Source organism: Micromonospora sp. WMMD956, assembly GCF_029626125.1.
In the GTDB taxonomy this organism is placed as follows: domain Bacteria; phylum Actinomycetota; class Actinomycetes; order Mycobacteriales; family Micromonosporaceae; genus Micromonospora; species Micromonospora carbonacea.
The window spans coordinates 2,185,706-2,200,928 of the sequence record NZ_JARUBI010000005.1; the positions used below are offsets into that span (position 1 = coordinate 2,185,706).

Below are 15,223 nucleotides of genomic sequence, written 5' to 3' on the forward strand. Positions count from 1 at the left end.
CGGAGACGGCGGGGGCGGCGGGGGTCGCGGCCAGCTCCGGGGCGCGGTCGCCGCCCGGGGGGCGCCACACCGGCTCGCCGGACGTCACGACCGGGGCGGTGGACTCCGGGTCGAAGTCGGTCACGGCCGGCTCCTGGGCCCGCGGGACGTGCGCCTCGGGGACCGGCACCCGTCCGGTCGCGCTCCCGGACCCCGGGCGCGGCTTCTTCCGCCCGTCAACCCCCTGCGGGCGGTAGTGTGAATCTTCCCTCCCCACGACCCCCTCCTCCCCGTGCGGAAAACAGCTTGGGTGACACTACTTCGGTCCGAACACTATGCGGCGGCCGGAGCGGGCGGGTGGGCATTCACCTGCGCGGAGAGCGCCGCCACTTGGTTCCGTCAGCCAGCGTGGGCAAACGAGGGAGCGTGGGAAATGGATTTCGACGTCACGGTTGAGATCCCCAAGGGTCACCGCAACAAGTACGAGGTGGACCACGCGACCGGCCGGATCAGGCTGGACCGCACCCTCTTCACGTCCACGCAGTATCCGGCGGACTACGGGTTCATCGAAGGCACCCTCGGCGAGGACGGCGACCCGCTGGACGCGCTGGTGCTGGTCCCCGAGCCGACGTTCCCGGGCTGCCTGATCCGCTGCCGCACCATCGGCATGTTCCGGATGACCGACGAGAAGGGCGGCGACGACAAGGTCCTCTGCGTGCCCTACGAGGACCCGCGCCAGGAGCACCTGCGCGACATCCACCACCTCGGCGAGTTCGACCGGCTGGAGATCCAGCACTTCTTCGAGGTGTACAAGGACCTGGAGCCCGGCAAGTCGGTCGAGGGCGCGACCTGGGTCGGTCGCGTCGAGGCGGAGGCCGAGATCCGCGCGTCGTACCGGCGGGCCAAGGAGGCCGAGGAGCGCGGCGAGACCATCCACTGACCCCACACCCACGCCGACGGGCCCGGGGGCCGCTCAGCCGAGCAGCCCCCGGGCCCGCTCGTACAGGTCGAGCACCGCGCAGGCCACCGGCACCACGGACACCACCAGCGCCGTGTCGACCAGGTCGGCCGCCCGGCCCAGGTACGGGGAGACGGGCCGCCGCGCGTACGTGGTGCCGGCCGCCACGGCGAGCAGGGCGACGGCCAGCCCGCCGACGGCCAGCGCCAGCCGGGCCGCCGGCCCGGAGCCCCCGGCGAGCACCCCGCCGAGCAGGGCGGCCCCGGCCAGCCCGGCGACGACCGGCGGCAACCGGTGGCGGACCGCCACGAACAGCCGTGAGCGCAGCAGCAGCACGGCGCAGACCACGGCGACCAGCAGCCGCCCGGCCCCGCCGCCCGCCGTCACCAGCACCACCGCCGCTCCGGCCACCAGCACGGCGTGCCCCAGCAGCATCCCGGTGAGCATCTCCTCGGTGCGGGCCACCGCCGCGTGCACCCGGGCCCGGTCCGGCAGGTCCCGGGCGGCGTCCGAGCCGGGGCCGCCGTCGCCGGGCAGGGTGATCGGCGGCAGCGGCATCTTGCCCAGCCGGATGGCCAGCAGCGGCAGCGCGCCGAGCGCGAAGACCAGGGCGCAGAGCAGCACCGCCGCGGCACCCCCGGCGGTCAGGGTCAGCCCGCCGACGGCGGCGAGCGCACCGCCCGCGCCGCCGGTCGCGCCGGCCACGAAGACCCGCACCCGGCTGGCCACCCCGAGCAGGCCGAGCACCGCCACCAGCAGCAACGCCACCGCGCCGGCCAGCAGCTCGGGGGCGCCCAGCCAGGGCAGCGGCGCGACCGGGCCGACCGGGTCGCCGGAGCTGACCGCGAGCGCGCCGGCGGCGAACGCGTACGGCAGGGCGTAGCCGCCGAGGGTCGCGCCGGTGGCCCCGTCGCCGTACGCGCGGGAGGCGACCGCCCCGGCGAGGGTGAGCAGCAGCGCCACCGCGACCGCGACGGGCCAGCCGGCGCCCGGCCCGGGGCCGGCGGCGAGGACGGCGAGCAGCCCCACGCCGAGCGGCACGGCCGCCCCGGCCAGGGCGGCGCACCGGGTGGCGGCCGGCGACCAGGCGGCGCCCCGGCGGCGGGCTCCGTCGACGATCGCCTCGACCACGTCGTCGTACTCCAGCTCGGGCCACTGCGCGCGGGCCGGCACCAGGTGCAGCACCTCGCCGTCGCGGACGCCCTGCGGCAGCAGCGCCTGGGCGGTGGCCAGGACCGCCCCGTCGGTGCGGCGCAGCACCCAGCCGCCGTGCCGTTCGCCGTCGTCGGCCAGCCCCTCGCCGGCGTGCCGGAGCACCTCGGGCAGCAGCTCGGCCAAGGGGACCTGCTCGGGCAGGGCGACGTCGACCCGGCGCTGGGGGGCGCTGATCGTGACCCGGGCCAACCCGACTGTCATCGGCGCATCTCCATATCGAGGGGGAACGGTGGCTGCGCGGACGACAGGACTTTACCTACGATGAGCCAGGCTCGGGTTACCGAGCGCTGTGGGGAGGCCGAGTGTCCACCGTCGTCATCAAGCGACCACCCCGGCGGCCGGCACCGGAGATCCCGGTCGGTGAGCTGCCCGTCGAGGCCCCGCCCGAGATCCCCGCCGTCACCGGCGGGCGCTGGCAGCAGGCGCTGATGGTGCTGCCCATGCTGGGCGGGTCGGTCGCGATGGCGATGATGTTCGGCCGGGGCGGCGGGGCGTACTCGTACGTCGTCGGCGGGATGTTCGGGCTCTCCTCGCTGGCCATGCTGGTCACCTCGTGGGGCAGCGCCGCCGGCACCCCGAAGAAGTCGGAGATGATGGCCGCCCGCCGGGAGTACCTGCGGCACCTGGGCGCGCTGCGCCGCCGGGTCCGGCAGACCGCCGAGCGGCAGCGGGCCGGGCTCTACTACCGCCACCCCGACCCGGGCCGGCTGTGGTCCACCGTCGACAGCCACCGGGTGTGGGAGCGGCGGCCCGGCGACCCGGACTTCGCGGTGGTGCGGGTGGGCGTCGGCCCGCAGACCCTGGCCACCCCGCTGGTCGGCCCGGTCACCCGCCCGCTGGAGGAGCTGGAGCCGATGACCGCCGGCGCGCTGCGGCGGTTCCTCGACGCGTACGCGGTGGTGCCCGACCTGCCGGTGGCCCTGTCGCTGCGCAGCTTCGCCCGGGTCTTCGTGCGCGGCGGGGCGCCCCGGGAGGGCGCGGAGGCGGGTGTCCGCCCCGGCACCGGGTCGCCCGACGCGCAGGCGCTGGCCCGGGCGCTGCTCACCCAGCTCGCGGTGTTCCACGCCCCCGACGAGCTGCTGATCGCCGTGTGCGCCGGCCCCGAACGGCGGGCGCTGTGGGAGTGGGTGAAGTGGCTGCCGCACGCCCACCACCCCACCCGCGTCGACGCCGTCGGCCCGGTCCGCCTGGTCACCAGCTCCGCCGTCGAGCTGGAGCGGCTCCTCGACGAGGTGCTGGCCAGCCGGTCCCGGTTCAGCCCGGCCGGCCCGGCGACCGACGGGCCGCACGTCGTGGTGGTGCTCGACGGCGGCGACCTCACCGGCGCGACCGACCTCGTCGGCGACGGCGGCATCGACGCGGTCACCGTCGTCGACCTGGACACCCCGCCGCCCCGGCTGCTCGACCGGTACGCCATCCTGCTCGACCTGCGCGACGGGCGGCTGCACTCGCACTCCGTCGAGGGGCACGCCGAGGTGGGCACCCCGGACCGGCTGCCGCCCGCCGACGCCGAGGCGGTCGCCCGCCGGCTCGCCCCGCTGCGGCTCGCCACCGCCGTACGCGGGCCGGACGCCCCGGTCAACGCCGAGCTGGGCCTGCCCGAGCTGCTCGGCATCGGCGACCCGGACGGCTTCACCGCCGAGCAGGGCTGGGCGCCCCGGTCGGCGCGGGACCGGCTGCGGGTGCCGATCGGGGTGGGCGCCGACGGCGGCGCGATCGAGCTGGACCTCAAGGAGTCCGCGCAGGACGGGATGGGCCCGCACGGGCTGCTGATCGGGGCCACCGGCTCCGGCAAGTCCGAGCTGCTGCGCACCCTGGTCCTCGGGCTGGCCGCGACGCACAGCTCCGAGCAGCTCAACTTCGTCCTGGTCGACTTCAAGGGCGGGGCCACGTTCGCCTCCTTCGACCGGCTCCCGCACACCGCCGCGGTGATCACCAACCTGGCCGACGCGCTGCCGCTGGTCGACCGGATGGTCGACGCGATCAACGGGGAGCTGATGCGCCGCCAGGAGCTGCTGCGCCGGGCCGGCAACTACGCCAGCCTGCGCGACTACGAGCGGGCGCGGGCGGCGGGCACGCCGCTGGCCCCGCTGCCGTCGCTGCTGCTGGTCTGCGACGAGTTCTCCGAGCTGCTGTCGGCCAAGCCCGACTTCATCGACCTGTTCGTGCAGATCGGCCGGCTGGGCCGGTCGCTGGGGGTGCACCTGCTGCTGGCCAGCCAGCGGCTGGAGGAGGGGCGGCTGCGCGGGCTGGACACCCACCTGTCGTACCGGATCGGGTTGCGGACCTTCTCGGCCCTGGAGTCCCGGACGGTGCTCGGGGTGCCGGACGCGCACGAGCTGCCCCGCTCACCGGGGCACGGCTACCTGCGCTTCGGCACCGAGCCGCTGATGCGCTTCAAGGCCGCGTACGTCTCGGGGCCGCTGCGGCGGCGGGTCGGCGCGACGGGGCCGGGCGGGGCCGGCGCGCCCCGCCTGCTGACCTTCACCACCCACGTGGTGCCGGTGCCGGAGCCGCCCACCCCGGCGCTGACGGCGACCGCCGAGGACAACGCCGGCCGGGACAGCCTGCTCGACGTGCTGGTGGGCCGGCTGGCCGGGCAGGGCCCGCCCGCACACCAGGTGTGGCTGCCGCCGCTGGACGCCGCGCCCACCCTCGACGAGCTCCTCGGCCCGGTCGGCGTCGACCCGGCGCGCGGGCTGACCTTCGCCAACCCGGAGCTGCACGGCGCGCTCCAGGTGCCGGTGGCGGTCGTCGACAAGCCGTTCGAGCAGCGGCGGGACCTGCTCTGGCTCACCCTCGGCGGGTCGGCGGGGCACGTCGGCGTGGTCGGCGGCCCGCAGAGCGGCAAGTCGAGCCTGCTGCGCACCCTGGTGTGCGCGCTGGCGTTGACCCACACGCCCGTCGAGGCGCAGGTCTACTGCCTGGACTTCGGCGGCGGCGGGCTGGCCGCGCTGCGCGACCTGCCGCACGTGGGCGGGGTGTCCGGCCGCACCGACCAGACCGCGGTGCGGCGCACCGTCGGCGAGCTGGTCACCGTGCTGGTGGACCGGGAGCGCCGCTTCGCCGAGCTGGGAGTGGAGTCGATGTCGGCGTACCGGCAGCGGCGGGCCGCCCTCGCCGCCGCCGGGCAGCCCGCCACCGACCCGTTCGGCGACGTGTTCCTGGTGGTGGACGGCTGGAACACGCTGCGCAGCGAGTACGACGACCTGGAGCCGCTGGTCACCGAGCTGGCCACCCGGGGCCTGTCCTACGGGGTGCACGTGGTGGCCACCGCGCTCCGCTGGACGGACTACCGCCCGGCGATCCGGGACCTGTTCGGCTCCCGGGTGGAGCTGCGCCTCGGCGACCCGTCGGACTCGCTGCTGGTGCGCCGGGCGGCGGCGGCCACCGTGCCCGACAAGACGCCCGGCCGGGGCATGACCGGGGAGAGCCTGCACTTCCTCACCGCCCTGCCCCGGCTGGCCGACGGCGACACGGCGACCCTGGTCAAGGCGGTCGCCGGGGCGTGGGACGGGCCGGCGGCACCCCCGGTCCGGCTGCTCCCGCCCGTGCTGCCGTACGCGGAGCTGGACCTGACCGCGACGACCGGGCTGGCGCTGCCGGTGGGGATCGCCGAGGCGGACCTGCGCCCGGTGGTGCTCGACTTCACCACCGAACCGCACCTGCTGGTCTTCGGCGACGCCGAGTGCGGCAAGTCGTCGTTCCTGCGGGCCCTCGCGGCGACCGTCGTCGGCCGGTTCACCCCGCAGCAGGCGCGGGTGATCCTGGTCGACTACCGCCGCAGCCTGCTCGGCGCGATCGAGACCGAGCACCGGATCGGCTACGGCACGGCCGCCGCCCGCACCACCGAGCTGATCGAGTCCGCCGCCGGGTACATGCAGCAGCGGCTGCCCGGGCCCGACGTCACCCCGGCGCAGCTGCGCCAGCGCTCGTGGTGGTCGGGGCCGGAGCTGTTCGTGCTGGTCGACGACTACGACCTGGTGGCCAGCGGGCCGGTCAACCCGCTGCGGGCCCTGGAGGAATACCTCCCGCAGGCCCGGGACATCGGCCTGCACCTGGTGCTGGCGCGCCGGGCCGGCGGCACCGGCCGGGGCTACGACCAGCTCCTCCAGCGGCTCAAGGAGCTGTCGACCCCGGGGCTGGTGATGGCCGGCAGCCCCGACGAGGGGCCGATCGTCGGGCAGGTCCGGCCCGGGCCGCTCCCGCCGGGGCGGGCCCGGCTGGTGACCCGGCGCGAGGGCGTACGGCTGGTGCAGCTGGCCCATCTTCCCCCACCGTAGGGGTCCGCCGGGCCGACGACCCGGTGATCCGGCGTCGGAATGGCGCGTGACGGGCGTGGGAACCGGTAATCTCCGAGCAGCATGTGTCCGCCGCGATGAATGGCTGGGAATGTGACTGGGGTTCGGCAGGGCAGGCCCGCGACCGCGCGACGGTTCGCCGGCCGCGCGCTGGTGGGCACCGCCGCGCTCACGGTGTCGCTCGTCGGCCCGGTTCCGCCGGCGGCCCTCGCCGCGCCGCCCCCCGCCGCGCTGCCCGGGTCCGCGTCGCTCGCCGCGCCGGTGTCGGCGGGTCCGTCCTGGCGGGTGTCCCCGGTCGACACGCCGGCCCGGGCCGACCAGGTCCGCGACGAGCAGTGGCAGCTCGACGAGCTGCGGGCGTCGACGGCGTGGCGCACCTCGACCGGGCGCGGGGTCGTCGTCGCCGTGATCGACTCCGGGGTGGACGGTTCCCACCCGGACCTGGCGGGCCAGGTGCTGCCGGGCATCGACCTGGTCGACGACGGCGACACCGACGGGCCGGACCCGGTCGGGCACGGCACGACGGTGGCGGGCCTGATCGCCGGGCGCAACGACGACCGGCGGGGCGCGGTGGGGCTCGCCCCCGACGCGAAGATCCTCCCGGTGCGGGTCCTCGACGACGAGAACCGCTACGACGACGCGCTGATCGTCGCCCGGGGCGTCCGGTGGGCCGTCGACAACGGCGCCCGGGTGATCAACCTGTCGCTCGGCGGCAGCGGCGACAGCCCGGCCCTGGCGGCGGCGCTGGACTACGCGTTCGCCCGCGACGTGGTGGTGGTCGCCTGCACCGGCAACGTCGCCGCCTCCGCCGACACCAACGTCTGGTATCCGGCGCGGGAGCCGGGCGTGATCGCCGTCGCCGGCCTGGAACGCGCCAGCGACAACCTGTGGTCGGGGTCGATCACCGGCCGCGCCACCGTCCTCACCGCCCCGGCGACCGGCCTGGTCGGGGCCCGGCCCGGCAGCGGCTACTGGCGGGTGCAGGGCACCAGCTTCGCGTCGCCGCTGGTGGCCGCGGCCGCCGCGCTGATCCGGGCCCGCTGGCCGCAGATGTCCGCCGGTGAGGTGGTCAACCGGCTGATCAGCACCGCCCGGGACATCGGGCCCACCGGCCGCGACGACCGCTTCGGGTACGGCCTGGTCGACCCGGTCGCCGCGCTCACCGCCGACGTGCCCCCGGTGGGGCACAACCCGCTCGACGACCAGTCCTCGCCCGGCGTGGTGGGCTTCGGCCCGGCGCCCGGCGCCACGCACGAGGCCCCGGTCGCGGGTGCCGGCGCGGACCCGCTCGGCTTCACCGCGCCCCGTCAGCACACCCGTTGGACGGCCCAGCCGGCCGGCGGCCGCGACGACGCCGACCCGCATCGGCTCTGGGCCGGCGTGGCCATCCTCGTCGCCCTGGTCGCCGGGGCCGCGCTGGTGGTCCACCGCCTGCGCCAGCGCAGCCGTTGACCTCATCCCGGCGGGGCGGCCCGGTTCCGTGCCCGGCCTGCCCGATTCCCGGCCCGGCCGGTCTGATCCGGCGTCCCGCTGGGTAGGGATGCCGGGCATGAGCACGTCCGGTCAGCGCACCCACGTCCCCGCGTCGCCGTCGTGGCGGGCCCGCCGGCTCGACCCCGACCGTTCGCTGGGGCTGCGGCTCACCCTCGCCGCGACCGCCGTCTTCCTGGTGCTGGTGCCGTTCGCCCTGCTCGCCCTGCTGGTGCTGGGCTCCTGGCCGCCGCTACACCGGCTGGACGCCGCGGTCGCGCACGACCTGCACGGCTACGCCGTCGACCACCCGGGCTGGGTGTGGTTCATGACCGTCTGGACGAACGTGTTCGGTCCCGGGCCGCTGCGGGTCGCCGTGCTCGGCGTGGTGGTCTGGTTGTTCGCCCGGCGCGCGCCGCGGCTGGCCTGGTGGGCGGTCACCACGATGGCGGTGGGCGGCCTGCTCGGCGCACTGCTCAAGCTGCTGGTCGGCCGGGACCGGCCCGAGCTGCTGGACCCGGTCGCCCGGGCCGCCGGATACTCGTTCCCCTCCGGGCACGCGCTGAACGCGGCCCTCGCCGCCGGGGTGCTGCTGCTGGTCTTCCTCCCGTACGCCCGGCGGCGGCCCGCCCGGCGGTGGGCGCTCTGGTCCGCCGCCGTCGTGGTGACGGTGCTGACCGGGGTGAGCCGGCTGGCGCTCGGGGTGCACTACACCAGCGACGTGGTCGCCGGCTGGCTGCTGGGCGCGGCGACGGTGGCCGCCACCACCGCCGCCTTCCGCACCTGGCGCACCCGGACCGGCCACCGGTCGGCTCGCCCCGCCACCACGGAGGGCGTCGAGCCGGAACTGGCCGACGGGGCGGAGCCGGCCGACGGGACGGAGCCGGCCGGCGGGGCCGAGCCCGCCGGCGGGGCCGAGCCCGCCGGCGGGGCCGAGCGCACCCGCCCGGCCCGGGGGCAGGCGTAGCGGGCGGTCCGCGCGGGTACTGGGCGGGCCATGTCCGAACTGGTGGGTCAGGCAGCCAAGCGGGTGCTGCTGCCGGTGGCCCTGCTGCTCTCCGTCATGGTGCTGCTCGGCGTCCTCGTCACCCGGGTCTTCGCGCACACCTGGCCGCTCACGGTGGAGGACGCGGTCAACCGCGAGCTGGCCGCCGACCGGACCGCCGGCTGGAACGACGTCTCGCTGGTGTTCAGCACGCTGGCCAGCACCCAGTTGATCGTGCTGGTCACCGCGATCGTGGCGGTGGTCCTGCGGCTGGTGCTGCACCGCTGGCGGGAGCCGCTGTTCCTGTGCGCGGCGGTCAGCGCCCAGGCGCTGGTGTTCCTGCTGACCACGATGGCCATCGACCGCCGCCGCCCGGCGGTCGAGCACATGGACGTCTCCCCACCGACGTCCAGCTTCCCGTCCGGGCACACGTCGGCCGCCGTGGCGCTCTACGCCGGCATCGCGGTGCTGCTGGCGCTGCGGGCGCGGAGCACCCCGGCGAAGGTCGCCTGGTGGGCGCTGCTCCTCCTGGTGCCGGTCGGCGTCGCCCTGACCCGCATGTACCGGGGCATGCACCACCCCAGCGACGTGCTGGCGTCGTTCCTCAACGGCGGCACGTGCGTGGTGATCATGGCCCGGGCGGTGCTGGACCGGGGGGTGCGGTGGAGCCGGGAGAAGCTGCCCACGGTCGGGCGGCCGGCCCAGGTCCCGACGGCCTGAGCCGAACGGTCGGCCCGGGTCCCGACGGCCTGAGCCGAACGGCCGGCCCGGCCGCCCGGGGCGGCAGCGCTCCTGCGGCTCAGGTGCACTCGCCGGTGCCGACCGGGCGGGTCCGCTCCGCGCCGGCCAGGGCGACCGGGCGGGCCTCGGCCGCCGTCACCGCGAAGCCGGTGTTCGGGTCGTCGGCCGCCGCCGCGAAGATCACCCCGAGCACCAGGCCGTTCGAGGAGAGCAGCGGCCCGCCCGAGTTGCCGCTGCGCACCAGCGCCCGGATCGTGTAGATCTCCCGGGTCACGTCGCCGGAGGAGTAGATGTCCGGGCCGGTGATCCGGTCGACGTCCCGGATCCGCGCCGACTGGGCGTTGTACGGCCCGTCGAGCGGGAAGCCCAGCACGATCGCGTCCGCCCCGCTGCCCGCGTTGCCGGCGGCGAACCGCAGGGACGGGCCGGGCAGCCCCGGCACCCGCAGCACGGCCAGGTCCCGGTCCGGGTCGTAGACGACGACCTCACCGTCGTACCGGTCGCCGTTCAGCTCGACCGCCACCGACCGGGTGCCCGCCACCACGTGCGCGTTGGTCATCACCCGGTCGTCGGCGTACACGAAGCCGGAGCCCTCGATGCGGCGCGCGCAGCTCGGCGCGGAGCCCAGCACCTTGACCACCGCACGCCGGCCGTCGGCCACCACCTGCGAGCCGGCGAGCGCCGGGTCGGGCGGCTCGACCTGCCGGGCCCGGGTGGGCGCGAGGTCGCCGAAGACGTCGGGGAAGCCGTTGGTGTCGACGGTGTCCCGCAGCGCGGTGGACAGTTCCTGCGCCTGGTCGGGCAGGACCCGGTCGACGACGGTAAGCAGCGCGCTGTTGCGCACCGAGGAGGCCAGCCACGGCAGCGAGGACGAGCCGAGCGGCACGGCCACCAGCCAGGCGACCAGCATGACGGCGAAGAGCGAGACGACCGCCCCGCCGATGTCGTCGGCCCGCTTGGCGATGTCGCTGGTGATGGTCTGGCGCAGGTGCGAGCCGAGCCAGCCGGCCAGCGCCTGCCCCACCACCGCCAGCCCGAAGACGGCGACGAGGGAGATCAACACCCGGGTGCCGCTGTCGGTGAACTGGCGGGCCAGCAGCGGGCCGACCTGTAGACCGATGAGCGCGCCCAGGAAGAACCCGGAGAACGACAGCACCCCGATGACGAAGCCCTGACGGTATCCGCTGATCGCGAACACGAGCATGAGCAGGAGCAGAACGAGATCCACGGCGGACACGCCCCAAGGGTACGGGCAGCGGGCCCGCCGGGTGCCCGCCGCTCGCGGAACGTGACGGTCCGGTCGGCGTCCGGCTGCCCCGTCGGGGTCAGGCCAGCGGCCCGGCCATCTCGTCGGCGGCGTCGGTGCCGGCGGAGGGCGCCGGGGCGGCCCCGGCCGGCGGCAGGTCGACGACCCGGTCGTCCGGCCAGGGGCGGGCCCACCCGCCCATCTCCAGCAGGGCGGCGAGCACCCCGGCCGTGAAGCCCCAGACCAGCATGCCGCGCACCGAGAAGGCCGGGCCGATCCAGCCGCTCGGGTGGCGTACCCGCAGCCGGTTCTCGGGGGCGACCAGCTCGGCGACCGGCAGCCGGGCGACGTGCGCGACCTCGGCCGGTTCCCGGGGGTGCACCGGGTGCGGCCGGTGCCACCAGCCGAGCACGGGGGTCACCACGAAGTCGCTGACCGGGATCCACAGCCGGGGCAGTTCGGCGAGGACGGTGACGCTGGCCGGGTCGAGGTCGACCTCCTCGTTGGCCTCACGCAGGGCGGTGGCGGCGGAGTCGGCGTCGCCCGGGTCGGCCGCCCCGCCGGGGAACGCCGGCTGCCCGGCGTGGTTGCGCAGGGTGGCGGCGCGTTGCAGGACCAGCACGTCCGGGCCCGCCCCGGGCTCCTCGCCGAGGAGCACGAGCACGGCGCTCTCCCGCCCGCCGCTGGCCGGGGTGACGATCCGGGTGAAGTCCTCGGCGCGGGCGGAGCCCAGCCGGGACAGCAGGGGGTGCATCCAGGGCGGCGGCGTACGGCTCACGCCGGCACCACCACGCCGAGGTGCTCGCGGACCAGCGCGGCGAGCCGGGCGTCGTCCAGCGCGCCGGAGGTGTCGACGTGCCGGATGCGGCCGTCCGCGCCGACGAGCACGGTCAGCGGGACGGCGTTGCGGTTGAGCGCCCGGCGCAGGCTCTCGCCCTGGTCGAACAGGACGGGGAAGCGCACGCCGAAGTCCTCGCCGATCGACTGGGCGGCGTCCCGGCTGTCGCGGGTGTTCACCCCGATCACCTGGAGCCTGCCGTCCGCGCGCTCGCTGAGCCGTTGGAACGCGGGCAGCTCCTTGCGGCAGGGTGGGCACCAGGACGCCCACAGGTTGACCACGGCGGGCCCGCGCACGTCCCGCAGGGCGACGGGGTCGCCGCCGGTGAAGCAGGGCAGGGTCAGCTCGGGCAGCTCCGCACCGCCGGCGCCGGCGGGGGTGGGCGCGGCCGAGGGGGGCGGCACGGTCAGGGTCGCGCAGGCGGCGAACGGCGACGGCCGGGTGTTCCGCCGGGGCTCCGTCGTCCTCTCCTCGGTCGGGGTCGCCGTGCAGGCGGCGGCGAGCAGCGCGAGCGGCAGGAGCAGGGCGGCCAGCGGACGCCGGGCCGTCAACCGGCGCGGGGCGGGCCGCGACGCCGGACGGGACGGCCGACGCCGGGCGGTGGGGCGGTGCGTCACGGCGCCTCCGCGGCGACCGCCTGCTGCGGCACCAGCTCCGGGTCGACGCCCGCCGCGACGGCCAGGTCCCGCGCCCGGGGACCCTTGAGCAGCTTCGCGGCCGGCGCGGGCTCCGTCGGCCCCGTCCCGTACGACGGGCAGAGCTTCACCAGCGTGCACGCGCCGCAGGCCGGCTTCTTGGCGTGGCAGACCCGCCGGCCGTGGAAGATGATCCGGTGCGACAGCATCGTCCAGTCGCGCTTCGGGAACATCGCGCCGATCGCGTGCTCGATCTTCACCGGGTCGGTCTCGGCGGTCAGCCGCCAGCGGTGCACCAGCCGCTGGAAGTGCGTGTCGACGGTGATGCCGGGGACGCCGAAGGCGTTGCCGAGGATGACGTTGGCGGTCTTGCGGCCCATTCCGGGCAGCGTCACCAGGTCGGCGAGCTTTCCGGGGACCTGCCCGTCGTACCGCTCGACGAGGGCCTGGCCCAGCCTGATCAGCGAGTTGGTCTTGTTGCGGTAGAAGCCGGTGGGCCGGATCAGCTCCTCCAGCTCGGCCCGGTCCGCCCCCGCGTAGTCGGCGGCCGTCGGGTAGCGGACGAACAGCTTCGGGGTGACCTCGTTGACCTTCTTGTCCGTGCACTGGGCGGACAGGATCGTGGCGACGGCCAGCTCCAGCGGATTGCTGTGGTCCAGCTCGCAGTGGGCGTCGGGGTGTGTCTGGGTGAGCACCCGGTGGATCTTCCGGGCGCGACGTGTGCGGCCGAGGTCGGTCTCGTTGGCTCCGGGGGGACTGGTGGTCACGACGGAAAGCCTACGTCGACCCGGTGACGGCGCGTCGAGCCACGCGGCCCGGCCGCGCCCGGCGACGGGTGGCCGGCCGCCGGCTCACGGCTCGGTGATCCGGCCCTCGTCGTCGAGGCGGGCGCCGCTCTTCGGGAAGTCGAGCCGGGTGAGCTCCCGGACCAGGCCGAGGCCCCGGTCGTCCGGGTCCATGGTCGGCTTGCCGATCGAGTTCATGTACGTCGAGGTGAACGACCCGCCGGCGAAGCTGCCGTCCGGCTTCAGCGACACCTTGAGCACGCCGCCCCAGCCGAGCCGGCCGTTGTTGCTCAGCGAGTTGCCGCCGCCGGCGAAGTTGCCGAGGCTGTAGGCGATCAGCCGGCCCTGGTAGAACTCCATGCCGCGCAGCACGTGCGGGCCGTGGCCGACGATCAGGTCCGCCCCCGCGTCGATCATGGCGTGGGAGAACTTGATCGGGTCGCCCCGGTTCTCGCCGAGGAACATCTCGGTGCCGGGGCGCACCCGGGTCTTGTCCGCGCCCTCGCCGCCCATGTGCACCTGCACGACGACGAGGTCGGCCATGGTGGCCGCCTTCTTGATCACCGCGCGGGCGGCGTCGATGTCGACCAGGCTGTTGGACCAGACGTACGACGAGAAGCCGGCGACGGCGACCTTGACGCCCTCGACCTCGACCACGGTGATCTGGTCGGGCGCCCCGGTGTGTTCCAGGTCGTACTTCTCCAGGGCGGCCTGGGTGTTGCGGTAGCCCTTCGGGCCGTAGTCGTAGCCGTGGTTGTTGGCCTGGTTGAGCAGCTCGAACCCGCCGTCGCGCAGGTGCGCGGCATACTCCGGCGGGGCGCGGAACTGGAAGCAGCGGGTCGAGTTGGCCCCGCACTTGCCGGTGCCGGTGTCGACCGTGAGCGGCTCCTCCAGGTTGCCCATCACCAGGTCGGCCGCGAGCGCCTTCTTGACCGAGTCGAAGAAGCCCTTGCCGCCGTTCGGTGGGAGCCGGTTCGGCGCGTTGCCCATGATGATGTCGCCGGTGGCCGAGAGCGACACGCTCTCGACCTTGCCCTCCGGGGCCTCGCCGGAGGGTGCCGGGGAGGCGGTGCCGGTCGCGTCGGCCCGGTTGCCGGGCTGCCAGGTGGGCGCGTCGGTCGTCTCGGCGCAGCCGGCGGCGAGCAGCGTGCCGAGCAGCACGCCGAGGGCGAGCGCGGCCCGGCGGCGCGGGCGGGCGGCCCCGGCGCGGGGCAGGCGGGGACGGGGGCCGGGGCGGGCGGGAGCGTACATCGCCCGCGACGCTACCGGGCGGGATACGCGGTGACGATGGCCGATCGGCCGAAAAATCAGGCCGTGCGCCGTTCGGACCAGGGGACCACGGTCCCCGCCCCGCCGGCGAGCACGGCGGCGTGCACCGCGCGGGCCAGCGGGGCGCCCCAGGCGGAGCGGGGCCCACCGTAGGCGGACGGCTCGCCGCCGGCCGGGCAGAGCACGGTGACGGCGTCGGTGGGGGTGCCGGTGGCCGCGAGCCCCAGCTCCCGGATCGCCTGCGCCTTCGCCTCGGTCGCGGTCGCCACCGCGTTGACCAGGGCCGCGTCGCCGAGCCGGGCGGGCACCTCGACCACGATGTTGACCGTGCCGACCCGGTGGGCGGGCACGCCGCGCCGGGCCGGGCCGGGGTCGGCGGCCTGGACGGGGTCGGCGGCCTGGACAGGGTCGACGGCCAGGTCGGGTGCGGCGGCCTGGACGGGGGTGCCCAGCCCGACGGTCGCCCAGACCCGCACCCCGGAGTCGGCGCGGGCGACCACCTCGGCGACGTCGACACCGGTCAGCAGGCCGACGCCGGGCCCGTCGAGGCCGAGCTGGTCGGCCAACTCGGCCAGGTGGTCGGCCGGGTCGTCCCGGTGGTACGACATGGGCACGGTCGCGTTGACCACCCAGTGCCGTACGCCGATCCCGCCGCCGAGTGGCGCGGAGCTGACGGTCAGCAACGGCCGGTCGGCGCGCCACACGAGCAGCGGGACGTCCCGGCCGTCCTCGCGGCGGCTGGTCAGGGTCGGCTCGGCAAGCACGCCGCCGACCCTACGTCCCGGGCGCGCCGAGGGGGAC

Annotated in this window: 11 protein-coding genes and 1 pseudogene; 5 read left to right on the forward strand and 7 right to left on the reverse strand. The window is 76.1% G+C overall.

Features of this window, described 5'->3' with window-relative positions:
• Positions 1 to 412: 412 nt before the first annotated feature.
• Positions 413 to 919: an inorganic diphosphatase gene (locus O7628_RS10100; RefSeq protein ID WP_007073387.1), complete on the forward strand. Its 507-nt coding sequence runs from the start codon at positions 413 to 415 to the stop codon at positions 917 to 919.
• A 33-nt stretch (positions 920 to 952) separates the two neighbouring features.
• Here the strand turns inward: O7628_RS10100 and eccD are convergent, their stop codons facing one another.
• Positions 953 to 2,353 carry a type VII secretion integral membrane protein EccD gene (gene eccD / locus O7628_RS10105; protein ID WP_278129852.1) on the reverse strand — a complete coding sequence of 467 codons (1,401 nt, stop codon included), beginning with the start codon at positions 2,351 to 2,353 and terminating at the stop codon, positions 953 to 955.
• Between the two features lie 101 nt (positions 2,354 to 2,454).
• On the opposite strand from eccD, the gene eccCa reads away from it, so the two are divergent.
• The 4 genes and pseudogenes from eccCa to O7628_RS10125 all read left to right on the forward strand — a co-directional run bounded on the left by eccCa (position 2,455) and on the right by O7628_RS10125 (position 9,628).
• The gene (gene eccCa, locus O7628_RS10110; RefSeq protein ID WP_278129854.1) at positions 2,455 to 6,435 is read left to right on the forward strand and encodes a type VII secretion protein EccCa; all 3,981 of its coding nucleotides are present in this window, start codon (positions 2,455 to 2,457) and stop codon (positions 6,433 to 6,435) included.
• Between the two features lie 99 nt (positions 6,436 to 6,534).
• Complete coding sequence (mycP, locus tag O7628_RS10115; RefSeq protein ID WP_278129856.1) at positions 6,535 to 7,905, forward strand: type VII secretion-associated serine protease mycosin; 1,371 nt, start codon at positions 6,535 to 6,537, stop codon at positions 7,903 to 7,905.
• Between the two features lie 97 nt (positions 7,906 to 8,002).
• Positions 8,003 to 8,713, forward strand: a pseudogene (locus O7628_RS10120) (phosphatase PAP2 family protein); the annotation flags it as partial.
• Positions 8,714 to 8,920: 207 nt separating this feature from the next.
• Positions 8,921 to 9,628, forward strand: a complete 708-nt coding sequence (locus O7628_RS10125; protein ID WP_278129857.1) for a phosphatase PAP2 family protein — start codon at positions 8,921 to 8,923, stop codon at positions 9,626 to 9,628.
• Positions 9,629 to 9,707: 79 nt separating this feature from the next.
• On the opposite strand, the gene O7628_RS10130 is transcribed toward O7628_RS10125, so the two are convergent.
• The 6 genes from O7628_RS10130 to O7628_RS10155 all read right to left on the reverse strand — a co-directional run bounded on the left by O7628_RS10130 (position 9,708) and on the right by O7628_RS10155 (position 15,186).
• Positions 9,708 to 10,886 carry a MarP family serine protease gene (locus O7628_RS10130; protein ID WP_043964968.1) on the reverse strand — a complete coding sequence of 393 codons (1,179 nt, stop codon included), beginning with the start codon at positions 10,884 to 10,886 and terminating at the stop codon, positions 9,708 to 9,710.
• An 88-nt stretch (positions 10,887 to 10,974) separates the two neighbouring features.
• Positions 10,975 to 11,673 (reverse strand): CoA pyrophosphatase, encoded by a 699-nt coding sequence (locus O7628_RS10135; RefSeq protein ID WP_278129860.1) that lies wholly within the window; start codon positions 11,671 to 11,673, stop codon positions 10,975 to 10,977.
• Positions 11,670 to 12,284: a TlpA disulfide reductase family protein gene (locus O7628_RS10140; RefSeq protein WP_278136275.1), complete on the reverse strand. Its 615-nt coding sequence runs from the start codon at positions 12,282 to 12,284 to the stop codon at positions 11,670 to 11,672. The genes O7628_RS10135 and O7628_RS10140 overlap by 4 nt, the downstream gene beginning before the upstream one ends.
• Positions 12,285 to 12,346: 62 nt before the next feature.
• Positions 12,347 to 13,135: an endonuclease III gene (nth, locus tag O7628_RS10145; protein ID WP_278129861.1), complete on the reverse strand. Its 789-nt coding sequence runs from the start codon at positions 13,133 to 13,135 to the stop codon at positions 12,347 to 12,349.
• Between the two features lie 84 nt (positions 13,136 to 13,219).
• Entirely contained in the window at positions 13,220 to 14,404 is a 1,185-nt protein-coding gene (locus O7628_RS10150; RefSeq protein ID WP_278129862.1) for a CapA family protein, read from the reverse strand.
• A gap of 56 nt (positions 14,405 to 14,460) precedes the next feature.
• Entirely contained in the window at positions 14,461 to 15,186 is a 726-nt protein-coding gene (locus tag O7628_RS10155; RefSeq protein ID WP_278129864.1) for an adenosylcobinamide amidohydrolase, read from the reverse strand.
• Positions 15,187 to 15,223: the final 37 nt, after the last annotated feature.